This is a genomic window from Amycolatopsis ponsaeliensis (assembly GCF_030182635.1).
GTDB lineage: Bacteria > Actinomycetota > Actinomycetes > Mycobacteriales > Pseudonocardiaceae > Amycolatopsis > Amycolatopsis ponsaeliensis.
This window is the reverse complement of the sequence record NZ_JAPZLD010000037.1, coordinates 55,536-68,323: the sequence shown is the minus strand read 5'-3', so window position 1 is coordinate 68,323 and position 12,788 is coordinate 55,536. Positions and strand designations below refer to the sequence as shown.

Below are 12,788 nucleotides of genomic sequence, written 5' to 3'. Positions count from 1 at the left end.
GCGGGGGCGACCGGAACCGGTCACCCCCGCGTCGGCGTTCAGGCCTTCATTCTCCGCTGACGTGGATCGAAGGCGTCGCGAAGACCGTCACCGATGAAGTTGATCGTCAGTGAAATCAGCACGAGCACGACGAACGGCCCGAAGAACAGTGCCGGCCGCGTCTGCAGCTGGGCGTAGTTCTCCAGGATGACGCGGCCGAGCGAAGTGTCCGGCAGCTGGACACCGAGGCCGATGAACGACAGCGCGGCTTCCGCCAGCACGGCCTGCGCGACCGCGAGGGTCGCGTTGACCGTGATGCTGCCGACCATGTTCGGCACCAGGTGCTTGAAGATGATCCGGAACGTGCCGGCACCCGAAGCGCGAGCCGCGTCGACGAACTCGCGCTGGGAAAGCGACATCGCTTCGGCTCGGGTGATCCGGGCGACCTGCATCCAGCCGAACGCCGCCAGGACCAGCGCGACGATGTACCAGGAGCCGCTGCCGAAGACCTTCGCCAGGATGGCCGCCGCGGCGATCTGCGGGATGATCAGGAACAGGTCCGTCACCCGCGAGACCGCCGAGTCGGTGAACCGGCGCAGGTAGCCCGCCAAGGCGCCGAGGACGACGCCGACGAACGTCGACAGGATCGACACCGTGAGGGCGATCAGCAGCGAGAACTGGGTGCCACGCAGGATCTGCGACACCATGTCCTTGCCCACCTGCGTGGTGCCCAGCGGGAAGTCCCCGCTCGGCTTGGCGAAGGAGGGGAACGAGCTGTCCTCGTAGTTGTGCTTCCAGAAGAGCGGCATGATGATGCTGAGCACGACGATCAGCACCAGCACCGCGGTCGACAGCATGGCCAGCTTGTGGTGCAGGAACTTCCGGAGGACCAGCTTGCCCTGGCTCCGGGGTTCGGGCAGGGCTTCCGGCGGGAGCGTGCCGTCCTTGGACGCGGTCTCGCTCGCGAGAAGGGAGTTCAAGTCAGCCAACGCGAATCCTCGGGTCCAGGATGCCGTACATCATGTCGGCGATCAGGTTGGCGACGATCACGCTGGTGGCGATCACCACGAGCCAGCCCATCATCACCTGAGTGTCGTTCTTCGAGACGGCTTCCACCAGCAATGTGCCCATACCGTGCCAGTTGAACACCGTTTCGGTGATGATCGCCCCGGCGAGGACGGAGCCGAAGTTCACCGAGAACAGCGTGGTCACCGGGATCAGGGCGTTGCGGAACGCGTGCCGGAAGATGACCCGGCCGCCGCCGAGGCCCTTGGCGCGCGCGGTGCGCACGTAGTCCGAGTTCAGCACCTCGAGCATCGAGGCCCGCTGGAACCGGCTGTACGCGGCGAAGCTGATCGCCATGATCGACAGGACCGGCAGCAGGTAGGCACCGATGGTGCTGGCTATGAAGTCACCGACGCCGTCGGTTTTGAGCTGTTCCGGACTCGTCGTCCGGAGCCATGGATTGCCGAGGACGTCGGAAAGGCCGAGGTCGCGCACCCACCCGTTGATCTCGATCGCGTAGTTCTTCAGCACGATCGCCACGCAGAAGATCGGCATGGAGAACAGCAGGAAGGCCAGGGTGGTGGCGATGTAGTCGACGATCGAGTACTGCTTCACCGCGGCGAGCACGCCGACCATGATGCCGATGATGAGCGCCAGGATCTCGGCGCCGACCACGAGCTTGAACGTGACGCCGAACGCGGCTATCACCTTGGGGGCGACCGGCGCGAGGGCGTTGCCCTGCGCGATGGACGTGCCCCAGTCACCCGTGAGGAAGTGCCCGAGCCACGAGAAGTACCGCGGCACGATGCCCTGGTCGAGGCCCATCTTGTGGGCCAGGGCGTTGATGGCGTCCTGGCTCATCTGCGGGTTGTGCCGGAGCTCGCCGAGCGGGTCACCGGTCGCGGCGACCATGACGAACGACAAAAAGGTCCCGACCAGCAGGACGGGGATCGATATCGCCAGGCGGCGAAGGATGTAGATCACCAGGTTCAACGAACTGCTCCTCATCCGGGCCTGGTCTTCAGAAGTGCGCTGGACCGCTACCCGGTTGTCTACCGTAGTGGGGGTAACCCTACGGTCAACAGCTACTTCCGGTGGGTACCGGGGCCCGGCTCGTGGCCGGACCCCGGTACCCCCAGGTCATCTGGAGCGAGGGGAACGAAAAGGCAGGGCGGACCCTACTTCTTCTGCTCCCACTCGCCGGCGTTCCACAGGGCACCGTTGTACGACTGCATGTACACGCGGTCGATACCCTTGAACGCCCACATGGACGGGGTCTGCCAGAGCGGGATGGTGGCGTACTTGTCGGCGATCGCCTTGTCCGCAGCCTGGTAGCTCTGCGTCTTGACGGTCTCGTCCGTCGCCTTCACCGCGGTGTTGAACGCGTCGTCGATCTTCGGGTCGCAGAGGTTCTGGTAGTTCTGGTCGCCACCCTTGTCCGGGCAGACGTAGATCGACCGCGACTGCGACTTGAACGGAGCCGACGACCAGCCGAACAGCGCGACGTCGTAGTCACCGGTCGAGACGCGGCCGCCCTTGAGGAAGTTGGCGTCGGTCTCGTCCTTGACCTCGATGCCGGCCGCCTTGGCCTGCGAGATGATGATCTCGACGGTCTGGCTGCGGCGGGTGTTCTGGTTGTGCGTGATCTTGAACGAAGCCCGCTGCGTGCCCTTGGCGAAGATGCCGTCGGCGCCCTTGGCCCAGCCGGCGTCGGTCAGGGTCTTGGCCGCGGCTTCGGCGCCCAGGCCGACCTTGCTGCCGTACAGGTCGGTGTAGCCCTCTTCACCCTGGAAGAACACGATCGAGTTCAGCGGGGTGATGTCGGCCTGCACCTCCTTGAGCAGCTTCTCGACGATCGGCTTGCGGTCGACCGCCTCGAAGAACGCCTTGCGCAGCGCGTCGTCCTTGAACATGCGGTTGAACTGCAGGTCCAGGTGCTCGTAGGTCAGCTGCGGGGCCGAGCCGTAGGTCACGCCCTGGGGGGCGAGGCTCTTCATCGTCTGCGCCGCGGTGGCGTCCGGCTGGGTCGACGCCGCGACGTCGATCTCACCGTTCTGCAGCGCGGTCGCCATGGCCTTGGTGTCTTCCATGGCGCGGACGACGATCTTGGCCGGTCCGCCCTTGCCGCCCGACCACTTCGGGTTCTTCACGAGCGTGACGGACTTCTGGTTGGCGTCGAACGCGTCGATCATGTACGGGCCCGAGGCCGGCATGATCGACTTGTCGAAGCCCTTCCACTTGTTCGTCCAGAAGTCGCCGGCCTTGGACAGCTGGGCCGCGTCACCGGTCGGCGCGAGCTTGGTGATGTCCGCGATGCCGGTCGCCTTCTCGAGGACGTGCGCCGGCAGGATCTGGACGCCGCTGAACAGGCCCTTGTAGTCGAGGTACGGCTCGCTGTAGTCCGTCTCGAAGGTCAGGTTGTCCTTGCAGGTGGCCGTCTTGATCTTGTCGTAGCCGGTGGTCGAAGCGGCGTTGAACGGGTTCTTGCCGTCCGAGCCCTTGGCCTGCCCGCTCCCCGACAACCAGGCCAGGTAGAAGTCCTTGCAGTCGAAAGGCGCGTCGTCGGACCACTTGAGGTTCGGCTTGATCTTGTACGTGACGACCTGCGGGTCCTTGGACGTCACGTCGACCGAGTCGAGGATGTCGTTGTTGAGCAGCACCTTGTTGTTGCCGTCGAGGACGAAGGCGTCTTCGAGGACCGTGGTCAAGATGTAGGTGTTGTACGAGCTGTTGGTGTCCGGGGTGTTGTTGTTGTACCCGGAGTACCCGTCGTCGATCCCGACCGTGACCGTGCCGTCCCAGCCCTGGACGTCCGCGAGCTTGAACGAGTCACCCTGCTCGGCCTTGCCGACCGCCATCGACTTGACGTCCGTCGACGATCCGTTCTGGTCGGTGCTGCCCGAGCCCGAGTCGCCACCGCTGCAGGCGCTCAGCAGCAGCGAGGCGCCTGCGACGAGCGACAAGGCGGAGACTGCTTTGGTTCTCCTCATGAAGTGTGCCCTCCTAGCACTGAGTCCTTGAATTGTGACAAGGACCCACACCGCTCCGGTTTGGTGCCGGAGCCTACGACACGCCAAGCGACACTCAACTGGCGCACTGCGGGAGCACGCTAGAAAGGAAAAGCACCGACAGTCACCAGTTCAGGGTCGATCGTGACCAAAGGGTGACTTCCAGCCGACATCCAGAAATACGACGGTTACCTCACGGATTCACTGAGTCCCACTCGAAGGCGTGCGCCAAGATCACCCGGTAGTACTGAATGCGTAGCCGAGCGATTACTTCGGGCCGCGAGTCCAGTTCACGGCGGACCCGAACGGACCCACCATCGGTGGACCGGGGGTTACTCCCGAGATGCCCGAACCGATCGCCAGGGTGTCAGCCAATTGGAACAACGGGATCACCACGTTCTGGCGCCAAAGTTCAGGCTCCAGGGTGGTCAGAGCCTCGGCGATCGGCGTCGCCCCGGACAGCGCCGCGTCGATCGACGGCTGCAGCGCCGGGTCGCAGAAGCCCGCCGAATTGCCCGGAACGACGGGTTTCGCCGGGTCCGTCCCCGACGCCGTCTGCTCGGGACGGCAGCCGAAGGTCGACGCGAGCACCGAAGCCGTGTCGCCGCCGACCGCCTGCGGCACGACCGCGATGTCGATGCCGACACTGCCCGCCGAGTCGCCGGTCGGCTGCTGGACCCCGCTCGCGACCGGCATCGCGAGCAGGCCGCTGAACAGGTCGCGCGGCTGCGGCGTGATCGCGTTGACCTCGACGCCCTGCGCGACGAGCTGGGCCGTGAGCTCCTTGGCGATCGTCGCGTACGGCTCCTGGGTGCCGGGCGAGGCGATCACCAGCGAGAGCGCCTTGCCGTTCTTGCGCCAGGTGCCCGCCGTCTTGGCGTAGCCGGCCGCCTTCAGCGACTCTTCGGCCTTCGCGACGTCGGGGGCGGTCGGCGGGCCGGGCGGGATGGTCGCCGCGTACCCCTTCACCGAAGGCGCCGTGACCTGGGCATCGGCGTGCAGCTGCGACGACGGGCCGCCGTTGACGCCTTCGGTGGTCAGCTTGCCCCGGTCGATCAGCGCGGCGATCCCGGCGCGGACCTGCGTGTCGTGCAGCGTGGCGCTGACCGGGCGCAGCAGCACGTCGGCGACCAGCGGCCGGGCCACGGTGTGCAGCTGCACGGCCGAGCCGAGGTCGCCGAGCCGCTTGAGCTCGTCGCCGGTCGTCCTGGCCAGGGCGAACTGGTCGTTGCCGCTCTGCAGCGCGGCCAGCAGCGTGTTCTGGTCCGAGCGGCGCAGCACGATCCGGTCGATCGCCGCGGGCTTCTCCCAGTAGCGCTCGTTGCGCTCGAGGATGACCTCGCCGCGGGCGATGTCGAGGCTCTTGATCGAGAACGGGCCGGCGATGGCCGGGAAGTTCGAGGCCAGGGCCCCGCGCCAGCCGTCGGGCGCGTCCTTGAGCAGGTGGGCTGGCAGCAGGTCCGAGAACAGCGTCTGCCAGCCGGGGTACGGCTTGGCGAAGGTGACCTCGACGCGCTTGCCGCCTTCGCGGGACTGCAGGTCGGAGATCTGCCGGTAGCCGGCCGGGCCGATCACACCGGGCTGGTCGCGCATCTGGGTGCGCAGGTAGTCGAAGTCCTCGGCGGCGATCGGCGCGCCGTCGGACCAGGACGCGTCCGGGCGGATCTCGTAGGCGACCACGAACGGCTGCTGCGAGATCACCTCGGCGGACTTCATCAGGTTCTTGTCCAGCTGGGTGCTGCCGTCGTCCTTCTGGCGGAACACCGAGGGCAGCAGCAGCTGCGACAGCGCGGAGGTGACCTGCGAGGAGTCGGCCAGGTTGTGCGGGTTGTACCCGCCGAGCACGTCGTCGACCCCGACGACGATCTGCGACGGCGTCTTCCCGGTGGTCGACGCGGGCGGGACCGACGAGGACACCACCGGTGGTGGCGGGGTGTTCGAGCAGGCGGTGACCAGCACGGCCGCGAGCGCCAGCACCGGCACCGCCTTGCGTTTCACCCGCACGCCCCGTTCCTCCCAGATTCTCCCCGATCGGGTCAGCCATGCTCCCACGACCGCGTCCGCGGCCGGAACCGGGATTCCCGTACCCGGATCGGCCGGGCCCGGCGCCACACCGTGGCGCTATGGAAAAAGGACGCGCGAAGGACCGTCCGGGTTCCCGGACCGTTCCGGAACGGCGGAACGAACACGCCCGGGACACGGGCCGGGATCGACCCGGTGGTGAACACCAGGCGTCGAATCCCCGAATGCCCCTATAAAGATATAAGGAGAAGAGCCCCGGAATTCGTGACTTCGCGTCGGTCGATTATCCACCCAGGGTGACCGGGTGGCAATGCAAAAACCTCCCGGCGTGGTACGCCGGGAGGTTTTTACGCGATTTTTCGATTCAGCCGTTGTCGCGGCTCTTCGCGCGCGAACGCTCTTTCGCGCGGGAGTTGATGTCCAGGGTGACCTTGCGGACCCGGACGACCTCGGGCGCGACCTCGACGCACTCGTCGACCGAGCAGAACTCCAGCGCCTCTTCGAGGCCCATCTTGCGCGGGCGGGCCAGCGTCTCCATCACGTCGGCGGAGGACTGACGCATGTTCGTCAGCTTCTTCTCCTTGGTGATGTTGATGTCGAGGTCCTCGAAGCGCGGGTTCTCGCCCACGACCATGCCCTCGTACACGTCGGCGCCCGGCTCGACGAAGAACGAGCCGCGGTCGGCCAGCTGGATCATCGCGTACGCGGTGACCGGGCCGGTCCGGTCGGCGACCAGCGAGCCGCTGTGGCGGGTGCGGATCTCGCCCGCCCACGGGAAGTAGCCCTCGAACACGTGGTTCGCGATGCCGGTGCCGCGGGTCTCGGTGAGGAAGTCGGTGCGGAAGCTGATCAGGCCGCGCGACGGGAGCACGTACTCGAGCTTGATCCGGCCGGTGCCGTTGCCGCTCATGTCCTCCATGCGGCCCTTGCGCGCGGCCAGGAGCTGGGTGATCGCGCCGAGGTGCTCCTCCGGCGAGTCGATGTAGAGGCGCTCGAACGGCTCGTGCAGCTTGCCGTCGATCGTGCGCAGCACCACCTGCGGCTTGCCGACGGTCAGCTCGAAGCCCTCGCGGCGCATCTGCTCGACCAGGATGGCCAGCGCCAGCTCGCCACGGCCCTGGACCTCCCAGGTGTCGGGGCGCTCGGTCGGCAGGACGCGGATCGAGACGTTGCCGATCAGCTCCTGGTCGAGGCGGGCCTTGACCAGCCGCGCGGTGACCTTGTCGCCGCCGTTGCGCCCGGCCAGCGGCGAGGTGTTGACGCCGATGGTCATCGAGATCGCGGGCTCGTCGACGGTGATCCGGGGCAGCGCCACCGGCGTCTCGGAGTCGGCGAGGGTGTCGCCGATCGTGATCTCCGGGATACCGGCGATGGCGACGAGCTCGCCCGCGCTGGCCTCGGTCGCCGGGACGCGGGTGAGCGCCTCGGTGACCAGCAGCTCGGAGATGCGGACGTTCTGCACGGTGCCGTCTTCGCGCATCCAGGCCACGGTCTGGCCCTTGCGGAGCTTGCCGGCGTGGATGCGGATCAGCGCGATGCGGCCGAGGAAGTTCGACGCGTCGAGGTTGGTGACCAGCGCCTGCAGCGGCGCGTCGAGGTCGGCGGCGGGCGGCGGCACGTGCCGGAGCAGCGTGTCGAACAGCGGGTCGAGGTTCTCGCTCTCGGGGATCTCGCCGTCGGCGGGCTGCTCCAGGCTCGCCTTGCCGGCGCGCGCGGAGGCGTAGACGACCGGGAGGTCGAGGATCGCGTCGTGGTCGGCGTCCTCGATGTCGCTGGCCAGCTCGAGCAGCAGGTCGTGGGTCTCCTCGACGACCTCGGCGATCCGGGCGTCCGGGCGGTCGGTCTTGTTGACCAGCAGGATCACCGGCAGGCCGGCTTCCAGGGTCTTGCGCAGCACGAAGCGGGTCTGCGGGAGCGGGCCCTCGCTGGCGTCGACCAGCAGGACGACGCCGTCGACCATGGCCAGGCCGCGCTCGACCTCACCGCCGAAGTCGGCGTGGCCGGGGGTGTCGATGACGTTGATGGTCACCGAGCCGTCGGGCGTCTGGCGGTGGATCGAGGTGTTCTTCGCGAGGATCGTGATGCCCTTTTCGCGCTCCAGCTCGCCCGAGTCCATGACCCGGTCGACGAGCTCGGCCCGCTCGGCGAAGGCGCCGGACTGACGCAGCATCGCGTCGACGAGAGTCGTCTTGCCGTGGTCGACGTGGGCGACGATCGCGACGTTGCGCAGGTCGGGCCGGGTCTTACCGGTCGGCCGGCCGGTTTCGACGGTAGCGCTGGCTGCGGGCACGCGAGAACTCCTGAACTTCAAGGGTTGGATGGCCGCGTAAGCCCGTCAGGCATCCCGTGACCGGCTCTGGTCACACGCGGACCTCACCCAGGATACCTGCCACCCCATTGTGAGCGGCCCCACGCCCCCACGTCGGTTAGGCTGACCTAACGTGGAAACCCGGTGAACGTCGCCGATTCGGAAGGTGCGTGCGCGTGGGCAAGAAGCCGCAGGACCCGCGAAAGGTCGTGCGCAAGCTGATGAAGGCCGGCAAGGTCAAGAAGAAGTGCTGCCGGTCGAAGCCGCGCTGCAAGAAGTGCCCGGTGCTCGCCCTCAAGAAGGCCAAGCAGGACCTCGCCGCCTAGCTGCCCGGAACCTCAGTGCGGCACCGCTTCGTTGAGTTGCCGCAGCTCAGGAGCGGTCTTGGTCGGCGAGAACTCGATGACCTCGTACTGCGCGAGGTGCTTCACGGAGAACGGGTCGGACGCCAGGATGGCGTCCAGCTTCCCGCGGGCCATCGGGCGCGTGATGATCGCGCCGCCGACCCGCGGCTTCCGCGCCCCGGAGGCGAGGAAGAGGCCCCGCTCGTACTGCCGTTCCAGCCACGCGACGTGGTCCGGCAGCGCCAGGTCGACTTCTTCGATCGGTGCGGTGTAGGTCAGCAGCACGACGAACATGGTTACGACGGTAGACCCGCTCGGCTATAGTCGCTGCCATGCGTGCGCAGACGTCCCAGTGGTGGCCGCCCCCGGCGGCCGTCTAGTCCTGCGCTGATCACCAGCGGCCGCCCCGGACGGGCGGCCTTTTTCATGCCTTCTCCGGGGTGGTCCCCTCGGAAAGGAAGAGCATGAGCAAGCTGTCCGGCATCACCCCCTCGGGTCACGTCCACCTCGGCAACTACCTCGGTGCGGTGCGCCGCTGGGCTCGCGAGGGCGGCGCCGACGACCTGTACTTCGTCGCCGACCTGCACGGCATGACGACCCCGCACAACCCGGCGAAACTCCGATCCTTGGCGAGCGAGCAGCTCGCCGTGCTGATCGCCGCCGGGATCGACCCGGAGCGGGTGTTCGTCCAGTCCGATCTGGCCCGCGAGCTGGGCGCGCTGACCTGGGTCCTGGAGTGCACCTGCAACTACGGCGAGGCCGCGCGGATGATCCAGTTCAAGGAGAAGTCCAAAGGCCAGGCCGGGGTGCGGCTGTCGCTGCTGACCTACCCGGCGCTGATGGCCGCGGACATCCTGCTGCAGGGCGCGGACGAGGTGCCGGTCGGCGAGGACCAGCGCCAGCACGTCGAGCTGACGAGGACGCTGGCCAAGCGCTTCAACGGAACGTACGGCGACGTGTTCACGGTCCCCCGGGCGGTGCTCCCGCCGGCGGGGGCGCGCGTCAAGGACCTCGCCGACCCGGCGCGCAAGATGTCGAAGTCGGCGCGCGACGCCGTGGGCGTGGTGTTCGTCCTCGACGAGCCCGACCAGATCCGCCGCAAGGTCCGCCGCGCGGTCACCGACGGCGGGACGGTGCCGGTGCACGCCCCGGACACCCGCCCGGGGATGGCGAACCTGCTGGAGATCCTGGCCGCGTGCCGGGGTGGCGCGCCGGCCGACCTGGCGGAGGAGTTCTCGTCGTACGGAGCGGTGAAGGACGCCGTCGCGGATGCGGTCATCGAGGAGCTGCGACCCCTGCGTGAACGCGCGTTAACCCTGCTGGAAGACGTCGCGGAGCTGGACCGGGTCCGGAAGGCGGGCGCGGAGCGGGCTCGGGAGCGCGGCGCGCACCGGCTCGACGCGGCGTTGAGGATGATCGGCGCCTGTTGAAGGGCCGTCAGGAGAGCAGCGCGCGGAAGGCGGGGAGCAGCAGGCGGTCGGCGGGCAGCCAGTCGACGTCGTCGAGGTCGTCGGGCCCGAGCCAGCGGACGGCCAGGTGCTCCACCGCGCGCGGCTCTTCGCCGGGCGAAACGAGCTTCGCGGCGTAGATGCGGAGGACCTTCTCGCCGGGCAGCGGCACCTCCTGCCCGACCCGGTCGCCGACCTCGATGACGACGTCCAGCTCCTCGCTGCACTCGCGGGCCAGCGCGAAGGCCTCGGACTCGCCTTCCTCGACCCGCCCGCCCGGCAGCTCCCACTGCCCCGCGTGGCCGGGCGGCCAGGCCCGCTGCTGGGCGAGCAACTTGCCGTCGCGCACGAGGGCGGCACCCACGATCACACCGTTCACAGCCCCGGAATCTACCCGGAAGCCCCGAGCCTCCCGCGGCCTCGCCGTGTCGACCCGCCAATCACGCGTGTCGACCTCCCGATCACGCGAGCCGACCCTCCAAGCACGCGAGTCGACCCTCCAAGCACGCCAGCCGACCCTCCAGGCACGCCAGCCGACCCTTCGGTCACGTCTCACCGCCAGCGGCCGCGCGCCAGACGACGACGAACCGCGCTCCGCCGTCCGGGGACTCGCCCACCTGCACCCGGCCACCGCGGCGCCGCACCGTCTCCGCCACCATCGCCAGTCCCAGCCCCGTCCCACCGGACGACCGCGCCCGGTCGTCCGCGATGCGGTAGAACCGGTCGAACACCTTCTCGCGGTGCTCCGGCGCGATGCCCGGGCCGTCGTCGTCGACCACCACCCGGACCGACGACCGCGATGCCAGCACCGACACCACGATCTCCCCGCGCGCGTACCGGCACGCATTGCGCAGCAGGTTGTCCAGCACCAGCTCCACCTCGGCGTGCGCGGACGACGCCCAGGCCTGCGCGACCGCGTTGCTCACCCGCGTCTCCGGCGCCCCCGCCGGGAGCCGTGCCACCGCCGCCCGGACCTCGCTCACCAGCTCGACCGGCGACGCGGGCGGCACCTCCCCCGCGTCCGACCGGGCCAGCGACAACAGCCCGTCCAGCAGCGACGACAGCCGCTCGGCCTCGGTCAAGATGTCCGACAGCGTCTCCTGGGACAGCTCCGGGTCCGGGTTCGTCACCGCCACCTCGGCCTGCACCCGGATGGACGCGACCGGCGACCGCAGCTCGTGCGCCGCGTCGCCGGTGAAGCGCCGGAGCCGGTCGCTGGCCTGCTCCTGCCGCTCGAGCAGCGCGTTGAACTCCTCCGCCAGCGCGCGCAGCTCGTCGTGCGAGTCCGGCAGCGCCAGCCGCGCCCCCGGCGGCAGCGCGCGCACCGAACCCCGCATGCGCGCCACCGGCCGCAGCGACAGCCGCACCACCAACCACGTCGCCAGCCCCGCCACCAGCGCCCCGATCGACGCGACGACCACCAGCCAGACGCCGCCGTAGTGCACCGCGGCGGAGAACCCGACCAGGCCCGCGCCGGCCACGACCAGCCGTTGCGACCCGTCGGGCGCGCTGACGACCGTGCCGAGGTACCGCGCGCCGTCGCGCTGGACCGGCTGCCCGGCCTTGAGCGTCGAGACGTCCGACGGCGTGAGCCCCGCCGGTGTCCCGCCGTCGACCGGCGCGCCCGCGGTGTCCAGCACCCGCAGCGTCACCGGCGCCGCGCCGGCCAGCGGCCGCCCGGCGCTCACCTCGGCACCCGCCGGGCCGAGCGCGCCGGACAGCTCGCGGTCGACCGAGCCGATGAGCAGCGGCGAGAGGTTCGACGCGGCCAGCGCGGCCAGCCCCAGCAAACAGCCCAGGGTGATCATCGCGGCCAGTACGGTGATCCGGACCTGCAGGGACCGGCCCCGCCACCACGAGATCACGGGGTGATGACCTCGTCGAGCTGCGCGTCGGAGGCCAGGTAGCCGTGCCCGCGCACCGTGCGCAGCAGCGCGCCGGCGCCGACCGCGTCGAGCTTGCGCCGCACGTACCCGACGTAGACCTCGACGAGGTTGCGCGTGACGGCCTGCTCCTCGCCCCAGACCGCGCGCAGCAGCTCGTCCTTCGTGACGACCGTGCCGGCCCGGCCGACGAGCACCTCGAGCAGCGCGAACTCGCGCGGGCTGAGCCCGACCTCCTCGCCGTTCCAGTGCACCTGCCGCAGCCCGCGGTCGACCGCCAGCGCGCCGAGCCGCAGCGTCCCCCGGCCGGCCTCCGGCCCCGCGCGGCGCAGCGTCGCCCGGACCTGCGCGACCAGCACGACGAAGGAGAACGGCTTGACGAGGTAGCCGTCGGCGCCGAGGTCGAGGCCGTCGGCCTGGTCGACCTCGCCGTCCTTGGCCGAGACGAGCAGCACGGGCGTCATGACGCCGTCCTTGCGCAGCCGCTCCAGCACGCGATAACCGGACAGGCCCGGCAGCATGATGTCGAGCAGGATGACGTCGAAGGACCCCGTGCTCGCCAGCTGCAGCCCGGTGGGGCCGTCCGCGGCGGTGACCACGTCCATGTCCTCCGCGCGCAGCCCGCGTTGCAGCGCCTTGCGCACGCCCGGTTCGTCGTCGACCACCAGCACCCGAGGTTTCACGAGGTTCATCATGGCCGGTTTCCGCAGGTCGCGTGTCAGCTCTCAGCACGATCTCAGCCGGAGAGGGAGAACCTTCAGGGGTATCTCAGCCTCGAGAGGGAAGCGTCG

At 69.2% G+C, this 12,788-nt stretch carries 11 protein-coding genes; 2 read left to right on the top strand and 9 right to left on the bottom strand.

The window, feature by feature from the left end; translation table 11 throughout:
- Positions 1–38: 38 nt before the first annotated feature.
- The 5 genes from QQ657_RS40220 to typA form a co-directional block, all read right to left on the bottom strand.
- Complete coding sequence (locus QQ657_RS40220; RefSeq protein WP_434056828.1) at positions 39–968, bottom strand: ABC transporter permease; 930 nt, start codon at positions 966–968, stop codon at positions 39–41.
- Positions 961–1,977: an ABC transporter permease gene (locus tag QQ657_RS40215; RefSeq protein ID WP_284747602.1), complete on the bottom strand. Its 1,017-nt coding sequence runs from the start codon at positions 1,975–1,977 to the stop codon at positions 961–963. Before QQ657_RS40215 ends, QQ657_RS40220 begins: the two co-directional genes overlap by 8 nt.
- Before the next feature lie 185 nt (positions 1,978–2,162).
- Positions 2,163–3,974, bottom strand: a complete 1,812-nt coding sequence (locus tag QQ657_RS40210) for an ABC transporter family substrate-binding protein (protein WP_284747601.1) — start codon at positions 3,972–3,974, stop codon at positions 2,163–2,165.
- A 285-nt stretch (positions 3,975–4,259) separates the two neighbouring features.
- Positions 4,260–5,996, bottom strand: coding sequence for an ABC transporter family substrate-binding protein (locus QQ657_RS40205; protein ID WP_284747600.1), 1,737 nt, complete (start codon positions 5,994–5,996; stop codon positions 4,260–4,262).
- Between the two features lie 382 nt (positions 5,997–6,378).
- Positions 6,379–8,304 (bottom strand): translational GTPase TypA, encoded by a 1,926-nt coding sequence (gene typA / locus QQ657_RS40200; protein WP_284747599.1) that lies wholly within the window; start codon positions 8,302–8,304, stop codon positions 6,379–6,381.
- Between the two features lie 194 nt (positions 8,305–8,498).
- On the opposite strand from typA, the gene QQ657_RS40195 reads away from it, so the two are divergent.
- Complete coding sequence (locus QQ657_RS40195) at positions 8,499–8,648, top strand: hypothetical protein (protein WP_284747598.1); 150 nt, start codon at positions 8,499–8,501, stop codon at positions 8,646–8,648.
- Positions 8,649–8,660: 12 nt separating this feature from the next.
- Here QQ657_RS40195 and QQ657_RS40190 read toward each other — a convergent pair whose 3' ends face one another.
- Complete coding sequence (locus QQ657_RS40190) at positions 8,661–8,960, bottom strand: YciI family protein (RefSeq protein WP_284747597.1); 300 nt, start codon at positions 8,958–8,960, stop codon at positions 8,661–8,663.
- Between the two features lie 170 nt (positions 8,961–9,130).
- On the opposite strand from QQ657_RS40190, the gene trpS reads away from it, so the two are divergent.
- Positions 9,131–10,096 (top strand): tryptophan--tRNA ligase, encoded by a 966-nt coding sequence (gene trpS / locus QQ657_RS40185; RefSeq protein ID WP_284747596.1) that lies wholly within the window; start codon positions 9,131–9,133, stop codon positions 10,094–10,096.
- Between the two features lie 7 nt (positions 10,097–10,103).
- On the opposite strand, the gene QQ657_RS40180 is transcribed toward trpS, so the two are convergent.
- The 3 genes from QQ657_RS40180 to QQ657_RS40170 all read right to left on the bottom strand — a co-directional run bounded on the left by QQ657_RS40180 (position 10,104) and on the right by QQ657_RS40170 (position 12,692).
- On the bottom strand, positions 10,104–10,493 hold the full coding sequence (locus tag QQ657_RS40180; RefSeq protein ID WP_284747595.1) for a (deoxy)nucleoside triphosphate pyrophosphohydrolase: 390 nt from the start codon (positions 10,491–10,493) through the stop codon (positions 10,104–10,106).
- 166 nt (positions 10,494–10,659) lie between these two features.
- Positions 10,660–11,979, bottom strand: a complete 1,320-nt coding sequence (locus tag QQ657_RS40175) for a sensor histidine kinase (protein WP_284747594.1) — start codon at positions 11,977–11,979, stop codon at positions 10,660–10,662.
- Positions 11,976–12,692, bottom strand: coding sequence for a response regulator transcription factor (locus QQ657_RS40170; RefSeq protein WP_284747593.1), 717 nt, complete (start codon positions 12,690–12,692; stop codon positions 11,976–11,978). Before QQ657_RS40170 ends, QQ657_RS40175 begins: the two co-directional genes overlap by 4 nt.
- Positions 12,693–12,788: the final 96 nt, after the last annotated feature.

Excerpts from the sequence above, each read along its gene's own strand:
- QQ657_RS40170 (WP_284747593.1), bottom strand. The coding sequence starts at position 12,692 with ATGATGAACCTCGTGAAACCTCGGGTGCTGGTGGTCGACGACGAACCG.
- trpS (WP_284747596.1), top strand. The coding sequence starts at position 9,131 with ATGAGCAAGCTGTCCGGCATCACCCCCTCGGGTCACGTCCACCTCGGC.
- QQ657_RS40190 (WP_284747597.1), bottom strand. The coding sequence starts at position 8,960 with ATGTTCGTCGTGCTGCTGACCTACACCGCACCGATCGAAGAAGTCGAC.
- QQ657_RS40210 (WP_284747601.1), bottom strand. The coding sequence starts at position 3,974 with ATGAGGAGAACCAAAGCAGTCTCCGCCTTGTCGCTCGTCGCAGGCGCC.